The organism is Rhizobacter sp. AJA081-3, from assembly GCF_017795745.1.
Taxonomy (GTDB): domain Bacteria; phylum Pseudomonadota; class Gammaproteobacteria; order Burkholderiales; family Burkholderiaceae_C; genus Piscinibacter.
The window spans coordinates 4870859-4886095 of sequence record NZ_CP059067.1 but is presented as its reverse complement, the minus strand read 5'-3'; the positions used below and the strand labels follow the sequence as shown (position 1 = coordinate 4886095).

Below are 15237 nucleotides of genomic sequence, written 5' to 3'. Positions count from 1 at the left end.
TGTGGACAACGCGGTCTATCTGCTCAACGTCGCGGTCAGCCTGAGCTTCGGCGTGGCCTTGCTGCTGGCCTGGCAGCGCGACAACAGCCAGGCCTTCCTGCGCATGGTCGGACTGGCCTTCCTGCTGCATGCCGGCCTGCCCCCGGCCTATGCTGCGATGAACGCGGCCGAAGTCTGGCTGCAGACCGTGGGCCTGGCCGCGCTGGTCGCGTTGGCGCTGATGTCGGCCGGGCTGCTGGCGGTGGGCGTGGGCCACCTGGCCGAGCGGCCGTTCACGCCGCGTCAGCGACGCATCGGCGCCCTGGCGTTGCTGGCCGTTGGGCTGGTGCTGCTGCCGGTGGGCGTGCCGCTGGCGCTGGTGGTGCCGGCCGGGCTGAACGTGCTGGTCGGTGCCGCGGCGGCGGCCTGGCTGTGGGGCCGCGGCGGTGCCGAGCGGCTGGCCGGGCTGCTGCTGGTGCTGCTGGCGCTGAACTCGGTGCAGGTGTTCGTCTTCGGCGATGCGGTGGCGGAGCGCCAATCCCTCGTCGCAGCGCTGATCCGGCTGTGCATGGGCCTGACGTTGCTGCATGCGGCCGGCCGCCGCTCGGCCGAGGCCTCGCGGGTGGCGCGCGAGCGATTCATGCGCCTGACCGAACACTCGCACCAGGGCGTGGCCGTGGTGCGCGGCGAGCAGCTGCTTTATGCCAATCCGGCGTTGCTGCGCATCTACGGGCTGAACTCGCTGGAGGACGTGCGCACGCGGTGGCGCGACGCGACCATGCCGGAGGCCGAGCGCGCCATCGGCCGGGCGCGCCACCGCCAGCTGCTGTCCGGCGAGCTGCAGCGAGCCGACTGGTCGGGCGAGCGCTTCCGCTTCGACGGCACGCCGATCCGGCTGCGCTTCTCGGCCTGGCGTGTCGACTGGGACGGCGAGGCGGCCGAGCAGGTGGTCGTCAGCGACGAGACTGCGCAGCACGATGCCACCGCGGCGATGCTGCACCAGGCCACCCACGACGAGCTGACCGGCCTGCCCAACCGCAGCGCGCTGCTGGCCAGGCTGCGCGACATGTGCGCGGCCGGCGAAGGCTTCGCCCTGCTGCTGCTCGATGTCGACCGCTTCAAGCTCTTCAACGAGGCGCATGGCCACTCGCTCGGCGACGAGGTGCTGCGTGCGCTCGCCGCCAGCCTGGCGGCGACACTGCAGGGCCGCGCCGAGACCATGCGCCTGGGCGAAGACGAGTTCGCCCTGCTCGCGCCGGCGCAGGACAGCGAGCACATGGCGCACCGGGTGGCGCAGGCCGTGCGCGAGCTGCTGGCGCAACCGGTGGCGTTGCCCGGGCACGACTTCTTTCTCGACGTGTCGATGGGCGTGGCCCTGCACCCGGCGCACGGGCGCGACCCCGAGGCATTGCTGCGCGCGGCCAATGCGGCGATGCACGAGGCCAAGCACACGCCCGGCACCTCGCTGCAATTCGCCGAGGAGCGTTTCGAGCGCGGCTCGGGCGCCACGCTGCTGGCCGAGCAGGCGCTGCGCGCGGGCCTGAAGAACGAGGAGTTCAGCCTCGTCTACCAGCCCAAGGTGGAGGTCCGCAGCGCGCTGCGCCCGCCGGTGCTGGTCGGCTTCGAGGCGCTCGTGCGCTGGGATCCGCCCAGCGGCGGCCGCATCTCGCCGCTGCAGTTCATTCCCGCGGCAGAGCGCACCGGCATGATCCGCGAGCTCGGCAAGCTGATCCTCGACCTGGCCTGCGCGCAGCTCGTGGCCTGGCGCGGCCGCTTCGGCCACGGCGTGCCGGTGGCGGTGAACGTCTCGCCGCTGCAGCTGCTCGACATCGGCTTCGTCGACGACGTGCTGCGCACCCTGCATCGCCACGGCGTGCCGCCCGGCCTGCTCTCGCTGGAGATCACCGAGAGCGTGGCCGTCACGCACATGGAGCAGGCGCGCGGCCGCATCGCGCAGCTGCGCGAGCACGGCATCGAGGTCGCGCTGGACGACTTCGGCACCGGCTTCTCGTCGCTGAACATGCTGCGCAGCCTGCCGCTGCGCACCGTGAAGATCGACCGCACGCTGATCGAGCCGCTGCCCGCCCGCGACGCCACGGCGGTGGTCAAGGCGATCTGCGACCTGGCGGCGACGCTGGAGCTCGACGTGATCGCCGAGGGCGTGGAGACGGCGGCGCAGTCGGAAGCGCTGCGGGCCGCCGGCTGCCACGTGATGCAGGGTTACCTGTACGCCCGGCCGCTGTCGCCGGCCGAGGCCGGGCGCTGGCTGGACCGCGCGGCCCCCGAGGCGCAGGTGGCGCTCAGGCCGATACGCTGATCAGGCTGCCCTGGGTGGGCAGCGGAGTCGCGGTCGCTTCCTGGCCATTGCGCAGCGACTGCGCGAGCTGGCGAAGGAAGGTCGACAGGCCGCTGGCGGCATCCGGCTTGGCGGTGTCTGCGGCGGATGCCGGCTGCAGCGCATCGAAGAGCTTGCGAAAGGCCGACAGCAGCGGTGACTCCTTCGCAGCGCCGGCCGGTGCGGCCTGCTGCGTGACGCTGAGGTTCACCGTGGTGAGGTTCAGCGACGTGGTGGTGCTGCCGTCGGCGCCGTCGCTGGCGGTGCTGATCGAGGCGGTGCTCAGGCTGGCCGTGATCGACAGGGTGGCGGCGTCCGGTTGTTGGGGGTCGGCCGGCTTCGCCGGCGCGGAGACCTCGGCGGCCAGTCGCTCCAGGCGTTGCGCCAGGTCGCCGTAGCCGCGCCCATGACCGTGATGGTGGTGGTGGCCGTGGCCATGGACACGGCCGTTCTCGCTGGCCGAGTCGCCGCCCTCGCGGCGGGCGCCGGCCGAGCGCAGCGCGTCGAACAGCTCGTGGGCGAAGGCCATCGCGGCGTCTTTCAGGCTGCTGCTCGCGTCGGCGCTGGCGCTGGCGGTGCCGGACGTCGAGGACGCGTCGGTGGCCGCGGCCTTCGAGTCCGGTGCCGCCGTCGTCTTGCTGCTGGGCATCAGGCTCCCGAGCGCCTGCATCATGGCCGCCACCAGCGGATTGCGGCGCGGCGCCGCGGCGTCGCAATGTCCTGCTTCGTCGCGGTCTTGGCAGCGCTGGCGCTTCGGCGCGTCGGTGCGGGGGATGCTCAGGTCGAGCGGCGCGGTGCTGCGCGGGGCGGTGGCGGTGGCGGTGACAGTCGGCATGCAAGGCTCCTGATCAACATTCGGGGCAATGCGGCCGCGTCGTGCGTCACGGGCCGCAGGTGACAAGACGGTTATCGACGGCCGGTCGTCGCGGCCTGAGCCCGCAGTCGTAACCGATTGCTGGCGGCCCGAGGCACACTGCGCGGCGTGAACCCGATCGAAGCCGCTTTCACCACGGTGCTGCTGCCCGGCCTGGCCTGCGATGCCGAGCTGTGGCGTGCCCAGCAGGCCGCGCTGGCCGCGCGCTACGCGCCGCGTGTGAGCGACGTGCACACGCGCGCCGACAGCATCGCCGACATGGCCGTGACGCTGCTGGCCGATCATCCCGGCGAGCTGGTGCTGATCGGCGCCTCGATGGGCGGGCGGGTGGCGTTGGAAGCGGCGCGGCTCGCGCCGCAGCGCGTGCGCGGCCTGGCGCTGCTGGGCAGCACGGCGCGCGCCGATACCGATGCGCTGCGTGCCGTCCGCCTGCAGGCCATCGAGATGTTCGAAGCCGGCGAGGGCGACGACGTCTTGGAGGCGAACGTCTGGTTCGTCTTCGACCGCAGCGCCTGGGATGACCAGCCGATGCTCGACCGCTATCTGGCGATGGTGCGCCGCGCCGGCACGCCGCAGCTGGTGCGGCAGAACCGCGCGATGGTCGCCGCGCCCGAGGGCGGCCCCGGCCTGCGCGAGATCCGCTGCCCGACCCTGGTGGTGTGCGGCGAGGGTGATGGCGTCACGCCGCCGGAATGTTCGCGCGAGATCGCCGCGGGCATCGCCGGCGCGCAGCTGCACTTGCTGCCGGACTGCGGCCACATGCTGACGATGGAGAAACCGCAGCGCGTGAATGCGCTGCTGCTGGAGTGGATGAGCCGGCTCAGCTGAGCGGCGCTACAACTCTTCACAGTGGGGAAAGGGGCAGTCTTTCAGAATCCGCCGCGGCTCGGACACAGGGAGAAGACAGCATGAACAAGCACAGCCTTGCGATCACCGCGCTGGCCGGCGCCGCGCTGATCGCGCTCGCCTCCTGCGGCGGCGGTGGCGGCGACGCCGGCACCAACCCCGGCAACGACACCACCGCACCGGTGACCACGCTCGCCGCGCCGGCGGCCGCGGCGGCGGGTCTGTCCGGCACCATCACGCTCAGCGCTTCGGCGACCGACAACATCGCCGTCGGCAGCATCGAGTTCCAGGTCGACGGCCAGGCATTCGGCAGCACCGGCACTGGCGGCACGCACAGTGTGCAGCTCGACACCACGGCCTACGCCTCGGGCCAGCATGTGGTGCGTGCCCGCGCGCGCGACGCCGCCGGCAATGTCTCGGCCTGGGCCAGCGCCACGGTGGAGTTCGGCGGCACGCGCGCGCTTCCGGCGGGGTTCACACGCAACACGGCCTTCGTGTCCGGCCTGAGCAACGCCACCGCGATGGCGCAGGCGCCCGATGGCCGCTGGTTCGTCGCGCAACAAGGCGGCGCGCTGCGCGTGGTGAAGAACGGTGCGCTGCTGACGGCGCCGTTCACGACGCTGACCGTCGATTCGACGGGCGAGCGCGGCCTGATCGGCGTGGCGCTGCACCCCAGTTTCGCCACCAACGGCTGGATCTACCTGTACCACACGACACCGGAGAACGGCACGCACAACCGCATCGTGCGCGTGACCGCCAACCCACCGAGCTCGGACACCGTCTCCGTCGGCAGCACCACGCTGATCGCCGACCTGCCCGCGCTCAGCGCCACCAACCACAACGGCGGCGCCATGCATTTCGGCGCCGACGGCAAGCTCTACGTGGCGGTGGGCGACAACGCCAACGGCGCCAACGCACAGAGTCCCACCACCGTGCTGGGCAAGATGCTGCGCCTGAACGACGACGGATCGATCCCCACCGACAACCCGTTCTACGCAGCACGCAGCGGGCAGGCGCGCGCCGCCTGGGCCGACGGCCTGCGCAACCCGTACACCTTCGCCGTGCAGCCGGGCAGCGGGCGCATCCACATCAACGATGTGGGCGAGGGCACCTGGGAAGAGATCGACGTCGGCGCCGCCGGCGCCAACTACGGCTGGCCGGCCACCGAGGGCCCGACCACGGCCGCCGGCGTGACCGCGCCGCTGTTCGCCTACCGGCACAGCGCCACCGTGCCGCCGGGCACCGGCCCCGGCGGCTTCTTCACCGGTTGCTCGATCATCGGCGGCGCCTTCTACCCGGACAGCGGGCCGTTCCCGGCGGCCTACCGCGGCAGCTACTTCTTCGCCGACTACTGCTCGCAGTGGATCGGCCGATTCGACCTCGCCAATGGTGCGGCGTATGCCTTCGGCTCGGCGGGTGGCTCGCCGGTGGACCTGCGCGTGGGCCTCGATGGCGCGCTGCACGCGCTCACGCGCAGCGGCATCACGCGCTTCAGCGCGCCCTGAGAACCGCGTCAGGCCAGCAGCTGCTTGCGCGCCCGGTGCAGGCGCACGAACAGGTTCTCCTCGCTGATCGCCAGCGACGCGCAGACCTGGGCGGTGTCGCCGTCCTGCAGCACGCGCTGCTGCATGGCCTCGCGCAGGCCGGCGGGCAGGGCCTCGATTCGGGCCAGCGTCTGCGCAAGCCGCTCGCGCTGCTCGGCCACCTCGTCCGGGCGCGGCTGCGGGCATGCGATGTCGAAGGCACCGCCTTCCTCGTCGTCGTCCATGCGCTGGTCGAGGCTGTGCAGTCCGGCGCGCTGGCGCACCAGGTCGACGATCTTGTGCTTGAGGATGGCAGTCAGCCAGGAGCGCAGCGCCGAGCGGCCGGCGAAGGCCGCGCGGCCGGTGATGACCGCCTCGAAGACGTCGTGCACCAGGTCCTCGGCCAGCGCCGGGTCGAGCAGGCGGCGCTGGGCGAAGCGCACCAGCGCCTCGCGGTGCGACACCATCTCGGCCCAGTTCACCGCGAGGCAGGGTGCGGCGGCGGCGGATGCGTGGGCGGTGTTCATGGAGCGCTTTCCGGGGCTGTTGTCGATGGCGTGACTGTGGCCAGCGCATCTCGCGCCACCCTCACCGAAGCTCACAGGCAGATCACATCGGTGTAAGGAAGGGCTCGCGGAGCCGACAATCGCGGCATGACTCCCAGCGCGCCCGTCCCCGCCGCCGCGTCGATCCTGGTCGCCGAGGACCAGGCCGACATCCGCGACCTGCTGGTGATGAACCTGCGCAACGCCGGCTACCAGGTGACGGCGGTGGCAGACGGCAGCTCGGCGCTGGCGCAGCAGATCGCCCAGCCGCGCGAGCTGCTGGTGCTCGACCTGATGATGCCGGGCCTGGACGGCCTGGAAGTCTGCAAGGCGCTGCGCGCACGCGGCAGTGCGGCGCCGATCCTGATGCTCACCGCCAAGTCCACCGAGCTCGACCGTGTGCTCGGCCTGGAGCTGGGCGCCGACGACTACCTCACCAAGCCCTTCTCGCTGGCCGAACTGCTGGCGCGCGTGAAGGCGCTGCTGCGCCGCGCCGCGTTGCTGCGTGCCGCGCAGGCGCAGGTGCCCGCAGCGGCCAGCCTGATCCGCAACGGCGAGCTGGAGATCCAGCCCGCCAAGCGCCTGGTGCGCTACCGCGGCGCGGCCATCGATTTCACCGCACTGGAGTTCGACCTGCTGCTGCATTTCGCGTCGAACCCCGGGCTGGTGTTTTCGCGTGCTCAGCTGCTCGACGCCGTCTGGGGCTACAGCCACGACGGCTACGAGCACACCGTGACGACGCACATCAACCGCCTGCGCACCAAGCTCGAGTCCGACCCGATGCGGCCGGAGCTCATCCTCACCGTGCGCGGCGCGGGCTACAAGATGCGCGAGTCGCCGGTGTGAGGAACGCTGAGGCATGACGGTCAGGCTGAAGCTGGCGCTCACGGTGGTGGCCACGGGGCTGCTCACCGCGCTGGGCGTCATCGCGGCGGTGCTCTACGCCTTCGAGCGCTTCGAGCACGAGACCACTTTCCAGCGCGCCAACGCCTTCCTGGCGCGCGTCACCGCCAGCTACGATGACCTGCTCGACCAGCAGCAGCGCCAGCCGGAGGAGTTCCGCGCCTGGCTGCGCGGTCTGGTGCTCTACGAGCCCGACACGCAGCTGTACCTGCTCGATGCGCAAGGCACGGTGCTGGCCAGCAGCGGCCAGGCGCAGCTGCCGCCAGGCTTCAAGGTGGCCATCGAGCCGGTGCGCGCCGCGGCCGAGGTGGCGTCGGGCCGCAGCGCCAACCGCTACGTGATGGGCGATGACCCCGAACGCATGGACGACGACGCGGTGATCGCCGCACGCCCGGTGCAGCGAGCCACCATCCGCAACGACGCCGTGGCCTCCGGCTATCTCTACCTCGTCTGCCACAAGGTGGCGGCTCTGCCTGCGTCGCGCTGGGACGTCGCGCGCAACAGCCTGGCCCTGCCCGGCCTGGTGCTCATCTGCGGCATCGTCGCGCTGACCACGCTGTTCGCCGCGCTGATCATCGCGGCCGTGACGCGGCCGCTGCAGCGGCTCACGCAGGCCGTGTCGACGCTGTCGGCGCGCGGGCTCGACGAGGGCCACCTGTCGACGCCGCAGGCGCTGCTGCCGCCGGCCGGCCGCGACGAGTTCGGCCGGCTCACGCAGGCCTTCTCGATGATGCTCGACACGCTGCAGCGGCAGTGGGCGGCGCTGCGCCGGCTCGATCACTTCCGCCGCGAGGGCGTGAGCAACCTCTCGCACGACCTGCGCTCGCCGCTGACGGCCACGGTGGCCTGCCTCGAGACGCTGGAGGCGCGCTGGCGTGCCGAGGATGGCACTGGCGGCCGCGAGGGCCGCGCCGAGGAGCGCCGCCTCGTCGAGGTGGCGCTGCGCAACACGCGCAACGCGGCGCGCCTGGTGCAGTCGCTGGGCGACCTGGCGCGGCTGGACGAACCCAGCTTCGCGCTGCGCCGCGAGCCGGTCGACGCCGGCGAGCTGCTCGACGACATCGCGCTGCGCTTCGCCGACCGCGCTGCGCGCCAGGGTGTGCGGATCGCCGTGGAGCACGCCAGCGAGGCCGAGGCGGCCTTCGCCGCGCTGGACATCGAGCTGTTCGAGCGCGCCGTGGCCAACCTGGTCGACAACGCACTGAAGTTCTGCCCGGCCGGCGCGGCCATCAAGCTGAGCGCGCGTGCCGACCCGACGACGCTTCACGTCTGTGTGGCCGACACGGGCCCCGGCATCGCGCCGGCCGACCTGCCGCACCTGTTCGACCGCTTCTACCAGAGCCGGCAGAGCGTGGCGCCGGCCACCGGCGAGGGCGGCAAGGGTCTGGGGCTGGCGATCGTCAAGCGCATTGCCGAGTTGCATGGCGGCACCGCACAGGTGCGCAGCACGCCCGGGCAGGGCACGCAGGTGCACCTCGCGCTGCCCCGGCAGCTTGCCGTGGCGCCCGAGAACAGGGCAGGGTAAGCCCGGCTGCACCACCTCAGACCGCCCGCCTACAGTTCGCCCACTGCGCGACCGGCACCTCCCTTGGAGCCGGCCCGGGCGGGGGACTGAGGAGACGTTAGAGCGCACCGCGCCACGCGCAGGTCGCGCCACTCGACAGGCTGCATGAGCAGCCGATGCAAAATGCGAAGGGCGCCGGGCCAACACCCGGCGCCCTTTTCACTGGGGCCCGGCGTTGCGCCGCGCCGCATCCTTCCCGACCCCATGACCGAACTCGCCATCGTGGCGCTGGCCTCGCTGTTCGCCGGCTGTGTGGACGCCATCGTCGGCGGCGGCGGCCTGATCCTGGTGCCGGCCCTGTTCGGCATGTACCCGGGCGCCGCGCCGGCCACGCTGCTGGGCACCAACAAGGGCTCGGGCATCTGGGGCACGGGCTGGGCGACGCTGCAGTTCGCCCGACGTGTGCAATTGCCGTGGAAGTCGTTGTTGCCGGCTGCAGCCGCGGCGCTGGCAGGCAGCTTCGCGGGCGCCTGGGCGCTCACGCTGGCCAGCCCCGACAGCTTGCGCAAGGCGCTCCCGCTGGTGCTCGTGGCCGTGCTCGCCTACACGCTGGCGCGCAAGGATCTCGGCCGCCACCACGCGCCGAAGCTGCACGGCGCCGCGCAAACGGCCACGGCCTGTGCCATCGGCTCGGTGGTCGGCTTCTACGACGGCTTCTTCGGCCCCGGCGCGGGCAGCTTCTTCGTATTCCTGTTCGTGCGGCTGCTGGGCTTCGACTTCCTCCATGCCTCGGCCAGCGCCAAGCTGCTGAACACAGCGACCAACGCCGCTGCGCTGCTGCTGCTGGCCTCCAAGGGTCACGTCTGGTGGCATGTGGCAGCGGTGTTGGCGCTTGCTAACGTGACAGGCAGCCTGATCGGCACCCGGCTCGCGCTTCGCCATGGCGCTGGTTTCGTGCGCAGCGCCTTCATCGTGGTCGTGACGGCCCTGATCGCCAAGACCGGCTGGGACGCCCTCTCGATCTGAGTTGCGCGCCAAACGCCGGCTATTTCGGCGTTTCGGCGGCGGTGCGCGCTCCTAGCATCCCTGCAGGAGTCCGTCCCGCGAAAGAGCCCCATGCCAGTCGATCCCAAGCTTCGTTCCCTGAACATCGATGTGCCCGCCCAGCCCGAGTCGCTGGTGAAGTTGTCGCTGCTGCTGGCCGACGAAGACGTCAACCTGCAGTCCATCAGCGGGCTCATCAATTCGGACATGGCGCTCGCCTCGGCGGTGCTGAAGGCTGTCAACTCCTCGCTGTACGGCCTGGCCGGCCGCGTGCAGAGCGTGCAGCAGGCGATCACCTATCTGGGCACTCGCGAGGTGGCCTCGGTCACCTTCGAGATGGGCCTGAAGGCGGTGTTCCCGCCTTCGCCCGAGCTCGATGCGGTGTGGGAGCGCGCCAGCGTTCGCGGCCTGCTGATGGGCCGCATCGGCCAGGCGCTCAACGTCGACCCGTGGGCGGCGCACTCGGCCGGCCTGTTCGAGGAATGCGGCAAGGCGGTGCTGTTCCGCCACGCGCCCGAGCGCTACAAGCCGCTGTTGCGCGCGGCCGAGTCCGACGAAGACCTGCTGCTGCTCGAGCACGACGAATTCGGCGTCAGCCACGACGCGCTCGGCGCCGCGCTGTGCGAGAGCTGGGGCCTCGCACCCGCGGCGGTGTCCAGCGTGCGCTATCACGTGATGGTCAACGCCACGCTGCAGCTGCCGATGCAGCTGCCGCGCCGCGCCATCTGCGCGCTGTCGGCGCTGGCGCACGCGCTGATGACCGACCCCGACACGCTCGACGTCGTTGCAGAGAAGGTGGCGCCGCAGGCCGACCTCGACCCCGCGCTCGTGCTGCGCGGCGCGCGCAAGGTGCAGGAACAGATCGAGAACGCGGTGGAACGCGAGCGCGCCTGAGCGCCAAGGCGCCCTCGGTCGCTTTCCGCTAGAGGCGGCGCGTGGTCTCGCGCACGATCAGCTCCAGCGGCGGCACCTCCACCGCCGGCATGGCGTGGCCGAGCATCGTCAGCAGCGCATGCGCCGCGGCCAGGCCGATCTCGTAGATCGGCTGGCGCACGGTGGTCATCGGCGGGGTGGCATACGCGGTGGCGGGCAGGTCGTCGACACCGACGATCGACACGTCGTCGGGCACCCGCACGCCGCGCCGGTACAGCGCCATGCGCGCGCCGAACGCTGTCTGATCGTTGGCCGCGAACACGGCGGTGAAAGTCTGGCCGCTGTCGAGCAGCCGGTTCATCGCCAGCAGGCCGCCGCTTTCCATGAAGTCGCCCTGCACCACCAGCTCCGGCGCCGCCGCGATGCCGGCCTCGCGCAGCGCCCGCTCGTAGCCGGCGCGGCGATCGGTGGCGTCGGTGTGGTCGGACGGCCCGGCGATGTGCGCGATGCGCCGGTGCCCCAGGTTGAGCAAGTGGCGCGTGGCGAGGTGGCCGCCGGCCTCCTGGTCGAGCGTGAAGGCGCGCACCTGTGGCGCTTCGAGCTGCCGGCCGGTCACGACGATCGGCTGGTGCCGCGCGAACTCGGCGATCTGGCGGTCGTCGAGATGGCCGGTGAGGATCACCAGGCCGTCGATGCGGCGCGCCATCAGCAGGCGCACGCGCTCGGATTCCTCGGCCGCGTTCCAGTGGCCGCTGACCATGATCGGCGCGTAGCCGGTGCCGGCGAGACCGGCCTCGATGCCCTTCATCGCGCGGCCATAGAACGGGCTCTCGACGTCCTGCGTCAGGATGCCGATCGTCATCGTCGTGCCGGTCTTCAGGCTGCGCGCGAAAAGGTTCGGGCGGAAGTCCAGCTTGCGGATCGCTTCCTCGACCGCGCTGCGCTTGTCCGAAGTCACGCGTGCCGTGCCGTTGAGGATGCGCGACACCGTGCTCGGGGACACCCCGGCTTCGCGCGCCACGTCGAGAACGGTCACGGAGGAAGGAGGGGCGTCGATGCCGGGAAACGTGGCCACGGGAAAGGGAACTGGAAGACTTGCACCGATTGTGCACGCCGGGATTCTCATGATAACGTTTTCAGAATCACCCTGCCGGCGCCTGACCGGTCCGAAAGGAGCAGCGATGCACCGTGCGAAGTTCTTCGGCCGCTGGATCCGGTGCCTCGCGGCGCCGCTGGCCTGCGCCGCCACCACAGCCACGGCCGTCGCCGCATCCCCTCCCGACGCTTGCAGCTTCGAGCAGCCGCCCGCGCAACGCGCACTCGGCTGCCAGCAGCGCCTGGCGCGCAGCATCAACTTCGGCAACATGCTCGACCACGCTCGCGAGGGACTGGCCGGCCCGATGCTGCGCGACGAGTTCATTGCCCTCACGGCACAGGCCGGCTTCACCGCGATCCGCTTGCCGGTGCGCTGGGATGCCCGTGCCGGCTACCAGCCGCCTTACCGCATCGACCCGGCATTCTTCGAGCGCGTGGATGGTGTGGTTCGCTTGGCGCTCGAGCACAAGCTGGCCATCGTGCTCGACATGCACCACTACGCCGCCATGATGCTCGAGCCCGACGTCGAGCGTGAGCGCTTCCTCACAATCTGGCGGCAGGTGGCCGACCACTACCGGGACGCCCCTGCGACGGTCATGTTCGAGCTGCTCAACGAACCGAACCGCGAGCTCACGCGCGCGCGCTGGAACGAAGCACTGGCGGCGGTGCTGCCGGTCATCCGGGCGAGCAACCCGCAGCGCACGCTGATCGTCGGTGGCGGCGACTGGAACAGCGGCCCGGCACTGGACAGCCTGGCGCTGCCCGACGACGACCGCAACCTGATCGCCACGTTCCACTACTACGAACCGATGGCCGTGACGCACCAGGGCGCCGAATGGGTCAGCGGCGCCGGCGCCTGGGTCGGCACGACCTGGAGCGGCACCGCCGGGCAAACCGCGAAGCTGCGAGACGACTTCGACCGCGTGGCGCGCTGGGCGGCGCGCGAGCGGCGGCCGGTGCTGCTGGGCGAATTCGGCGCCTACTCGCGCGCGGCCGAGCCGACCCGCATCGCCTGGACACGCGCCGTACGGGAACACGCCGAGGCGCGGGGTTTCGCCTGGGCTTACTGGGAACTGGCCTCGAGCTTCGGCGTTCTGGAGCCTCTGTCATTGCAGTGGCGCCGGCCCTTGCTCGAGGCCCTGCTGCCGCCGCGATGAGGGGATCGGGACTTTCCCCGAGTCCCGTTGACAACGTTTTCAGGCGCTGTTGCAATGCACGCCAGTCTGAAAACAATTTCAGACGCAGCCCGGCGCAATAGCGTTCTACCCGGGTGCGAAGTCCGACAAACATGAAAACGATGCCAGCTCGCTGGCATCACAATGTCGCCCGCGAGGGCATGGAGACAACGGATGAATGCATTTCTGAAACCCGTCCTGGGCGCCCTGGCGCTGGGCCTGTCGGCCGCCGCGATGGCGCAGAACGTGACGATCAGCGTCGCGTCCTTCCCCGACCTCGACCGTGGCATCAAGCTGGCGATCCCGCTGTACAAGAAGCTGCATCCGAACGTCGAGATCAAGCTGACCAGCCTGGCCTACGCCGACCACCACACCGCGATGACCACCGCGCTGGCCACCGGCGCCAACCTGCCCGACGTGATGGCGGTGGACATGGGCTTCATCGGCAAGTTCGCCGAGAGCGGCGGCATGGAAGACCTGGCCAAGGCGCCGTACAACGCGCTCCAGTACCGCGACAAGGTGGCCCGGTTCACCTACCCGCTGGCCATGAGCGGCCAGGGCGTGATGGTGGGCATGCCGGTGGACATCGGTCCCGGCGCGCTGTTCTACCGCAAGGACCTGCTCGACAAGGCCGGCGTCAGCGAAGCCGACCTGACCAAGAGCTGGGAGTCGTATGTCGAGTCCGGCAAGAAGCTGAAGGCCGCCACCGGCGCCTGGCTGCTGGCCAGCGCCGTCGACATCAAGGACATCTACATCCGCTCCGACCTGAAGGACGGCGAGGGCGTCTATTTCGACAAGTCGGGCAAGCCGACGATTGACAACGCCCGCTTCCGCAAGGCCTTCGAGCTGGCCAAGGCGGCACGTGACGCCGGCATCGACGGCAAGATCGGCGCCTGGTCCAACGAATGGAGCGAGGGCTTCAAGCGCGACAAGATCGCCTCGCAGATGATGGGCGCCTGGCTGGCCGGCCACCTCAACAACTGGCTGGCACCCGAGTCCAAGGGCAAGTGGCGCTCGGCGCAGCTGCCCGGCGGCGCCTTCGGTTCCTGGGGTGGCTCGTTCTACGGTGTTCCCAAGAAGGCGCAGAACAAAGCGGCGGCCTGGGACTTCATCAAGTTCCTGACCACGACGAAGGAGATGCAGATCGAGGCCTTCCGCGGTTTCGACGCCTTCCCGTCGCTGATCGAGGCGCAGAACGATGCCTTCATCGACCAGCCGATCGAATACCTCGGCGGCCAGAAGGCACGCCAGCAGTGGAAGGTCGCGGCCGGCAAGATCGCCGCGATGGACGTCGACAAGTTCGACCCGGTGGCCGCCGAGGTGGTCAACGCCGAGCTGGAGAACGTGCTCGAGAAAAACAAGGACATCAAGGCCGCGCTCGCCGATGCGCAGGCCGCGGTGGCCAAGCGCGTTCGCCGCTGATCTGTCCAGACCCGATCGTGCGGCCTGCCGGCCGCACCCCACGTTGACCCGGATTCCCCCCGGCCCACGGCGCGGGCAGCCTCGCTGCCCATGCCCCGACGCCGTCCGACCATGCACGCCCGCGCCACACCCAATCAGCCCGCCGATGTCGCTACCGCGGCTCAGCCTCCGCGCCGCGCGCCAGCCGCGCGCGTGCGCCGGCAGTGGTTGTCGCGGCGCTGGGCGCCGTACGTGTTCATCAGCCCGTTCTTCATCCTGTTCGCGGTGTTCGGGCTGTTCCCGCTGCTGTTCTCGATCTACCTCTCGTTCCATCGCTGGGACCCGGCCGAGGGCCTGGCGGCGATGCGCTTCGTCGCCTTCGAGAACTACCTGTACGTGCTGCAGGACGACGACTGGTTCCGCCACTCGATCTTCAACACGCTCTGGCTCGCGCTGGTCAGCGGACTGCCGCAGCACCTGGTGGCCCTGCCGCTGGCGTTCTTCTTCCACAGCGCACTGGGCCGCTGGCGCAACGCCGTGGTGGGCGTGTACTTCCTGCCCTTCATCACCTCGACGGTGGCGATCTCGCTGGTGTTCTCGACGCTGTTCTCGCGCGACTTCGGCATGGTCAACGTGATGCTGACCGCGATGCACCAGGTGCCGGTACTCGGCTGGCTGTTCCCATCGACGAACATCGACTGGAGCCAGCCCGGCTACACGAAATGGATGATCGCCTTCGTGGTCTGGTGGCGCTACGTGGGCTGGAACGCCGTGCTCTACCTGTCGGCGATGCAGACGATCCCGCGCGACCTCTACGAGGCGGCGACCATCGACGGCGCGAAGCCCTGGCAGCAGTTCCGCCACATCACGCTGCCGCTGCTCAAGCCGATGATCTTCTTCGCCGTCACGCTGACCATCATTGGCAACCTGCAGCTGTTCGAGGAGCCGTTCATCCTCACCGGCGGCACCGGCGGCATCGGCCAGGCCGGCAAGACGGCGGCGATGCACATGTACGGCACCGCCTTCGTCGACGGCGATTTCGGCACCGCGTCGGCGATCGCGTGGCTGCTGTTCCTGCTGATCGGCGCGGCCACCTGGGCCAACAACCGCCTGCTCGGCAAGCGCGACTGAGGCCCGCAC

The 15237-nt window shown here is 70.7% G+C and carries 13 protein-coding genes; 10 read left to right on the top strand and 3 right to left on the bottom strand.

The annotated features are described in order from the left end of the window. Position 1: 1 nt before the first annotated feature. Positions 2–2296 (top strand): putative bifunctional diguanylate cyclase/phosphodiesterase, encoded by a 2295-nt coding sequence (locus HZ992_RS23110; protein ID WP_209384172.1) that lies wholly within the window; start codon positions 2–4, stop codon positions 2294–2296. On the opposite strand, the gene HZ992_RS23105 is transcribed toward HZ992_RS23110, so the two are convergent. Beyond that, positions 2280–3149 (bottom strand): hypothetical protein, encoded by an 870-nt coding sequence (locus HZ992_RS23105; protein WP_209384170.1) that lies wholly within the window; start codon positions 3147–3149, stop codon positions 2280–2282. The two genes, HZ992_RS23110 and HZ992_RS23105, sit on opposite strands and share 17 nt — an antisense overlap. A 147-nt stretch (positions 3150–3296) precedes the next feature. Here HZ992_RS23105 and HZ992_RS23100 point away from each other — a divergent pair, with 147 nt between their 5' ends. Both HZ992_RS23100 and HZ992_RS23095 read left to right on the top strand, forming a co-directional pair. Next, entirely contained in the window at positions 3297–4016 is a 720-nt protein-coding gene (locus HZ992_RS23100; protein ID WP_245213250.1) for an alpha/beta fold hydrolase, read from the top strand. Between the two features lie 80 nt (positions 4017–4096). Further along, positions 4097–5539 carry a PQQ-dependent sugar dehydrogenase gene (locus HZ992_RS23095; protein ID WP_209384169.1) on the top strand — a complete coding sequence of 481 codons (1443 nt, stop codon included), beginning with the start codon at positions 4097–4099 and terminating at the stop codon, positions 5537–5539. 8 nt (positions 5540–5547) lie between these two features. Here HZ992_RS23095 and HZ992_RS23090 read toward each other — a convergent pair whose 3' ends face one another. Further along, positions 5548–6084, bottom strand: coding sequence for a sigma-70 family RNA polymerase sigma factor (locus HZ992_RS23090; protein WP_209384168.1), 537 nt, complete (start codon positions 6082–6084; stop codon positions 5548–5550). 126 nt (positions 6085–6210) lie between these two features. Between HZ992_RS23090 and HZ992_RS23085 the strand changes: the two genes are divergently transcribed. The 4 genes from HZ992_RS23085 to HZ992_RS23070 all read left to right on the top strand — a co-directional run bounded on the left by HZ992_RS23085 (position 6211) and on the right by HZ992_RS23070 (position 10447). Beyond that, complete coding sequence (locus HZ992_RS23085) at positions 6211–6948, top strand: response regulator transcription factor (protein WP_209384167.1); 738 nt, start codon at positions 6211–6213, stop codon at positions 6946–6948. Between the two features lie 13 nt (positions 6949–6961). Then, the gene (locus tag HZ992_RS23080) at positions 6962–8530 is read left to right on the top strand and encodes a sensor histidine kinase (protein ID WP_209384166.1); all 1569 of its coding nucleotides are present in this window, start codon (positions 6962–6964) and stop codon (positions 8528–8530) included. 243 nt (positions 8531–8773) lie between these two features. Next, positions 8774–9535, top strand: coding sequence for a sulfite exporter TauE/SafE family protein (locus HZ992_RS23075; protein WP_209384165.1), 762 nt, complete (start codon positions 8774–8776; stop codon positions 9533–9535). A gap of 90 nt (positions 9536–9625) precedes the next feature. Then, the gene (locus tag HZ992_RS23070; RefSeq protein ID WP_209384164.1) at positions 9626–10447 is read left to right on the top strand and encodes an HDOD domain-containing protein; all 822 of its coding nucleotides are present in this window, start codon (positions 9626–9628) and stop codon (positions 10445–10447) included. Positions 10448–10475: 28 nt separating this feature from the next. Here the strand turns inward: HZ992_RS23070 and HZ992_RS23065 are convergent, their stop codons facing one another. After that, positions 10476–11462, bottom strand: coding sequence for a LacI family DNA-binding transcriptional regulator (locus tag HZ992_RS23065; protein WP_245213248.1), 987 nt, complete (start codon positions 11460–11462; stop codon positions 10476–10478). Positions 11463–11607: 145 nt separating this feature from the next. On the opposite strand from HZ992_RS23065, the gene HZ992_RS23060 reads away from it, so the two are divergent. The 3 genes from HZ992_RS23060 (at position 11608) to HZ992_RS23050 (ending at position 15228) form a co-directional block, all read left to right on the top strand. After that, positions 11608–12678, top strand: coding sequence for a glycoside hydrolase family 5 protein (locus tag HZ992_RS23060; protein WP_209384162.1), 1071 nt, complete (start codon positions 11608–11610; stop codon positions 12676–12678). 192 nt (positions 12679–12870) lie between these two features. Further along, positions 12871–14118, top strand: a complete 1248-nt coding sequence (locus HZ992_RS23055) for an ABC transporter substrate-binding protein (protein ID WP_209384161.1) — start codon at positions 12871–12873, stop codon at positions 14116–14118. A gap of 111 nt (positions 14119–14229) precedes the next feature. After that, positions 14230–15228: a carbohydrate ABC transporter permease gene (locus HZ992_RS23050; protein WP_209384159.1), complete on the top strand. Its 999-nt coding sequence runs from the start codon at positions 14230–14232 to the stop codon at positions 15226–15228. Positions 15229–15237 lie beyond the last annotated feature (9 nt).

Bases quoted from the DNA above. Each gene is read 5' to 3' on its own strand.
- HZ992_RS23075 (WP_209384165.1), top strand. From the start codon at position 8,774: ATGACCGAACTCGCCATCGTGGCGCTGGCCTCGCTGTTCGCCGGCTGT.
- HZ992_RS23090 (WP_209384168.1), bottom strand. From the start codon at position 6,084: ATGAACACCGCCCACGCATCCGCCGCCGCCGCACCCTGCCTCGCGGTG.
- HZ992_RS23070 (WP_209384164.1), top strand. From the start codon at position 9,626: ATGCCAGTCGATCCCAAGCTTCGTTCCCTGAACATCGATGTGCCCGCC.
- HZ992_RS23060 (WP_209384162.1), top strand. From the start codon at position 11,608: ATGCACCGTGCGAAGTTCTTCGGCCGCTGGATCCGGTGCCTCGCGGCG.
- HZ992_RS23095 (WP_209384169.1), top strand. From the start codon at position 4,097: ATGAACAAGCACAGCCTTGCGATCACCGCGCTGGCCGGCGCCGCGCTG.
- HZ992_RS23080 (WP_209384166.1), top strand. From the start codon at position 6,962: ATGACGGTCAGGCTGAAGCTGGCGCTCACGGTGGTGGCCACGGGGCTG.
- HZ992_RS23055 (WP_209384161.1), top strand. From the start codon at position 12,871: ATGAATGCATTTCTGAAACCCGTCCTGGGCGCCCTGGCGCTGGGCCTG.
- HZ992_RS23085 (WP_209384167.1), top strand. From the start codon at position 6,211: ATGACTCCCAGCGCGCCCGTCCCCGCCGCCGCGTCGATCCTGGTCGCC.
- HZ992_RS23050 (WP_209384159.1), top strand. From the start codon at position 14,230: ATGCACGCCCGCGCCACACCCAATCAGCCCGCCGATGTCGCTACCGCG.
- HZ992_RS23105 (WP_209384170.1), bottom strand. From the start codon at position 3,149: ATGCCGACTGTCACCGCCACCGCCACCGCCCCGCGCAGCACCGCGCCG.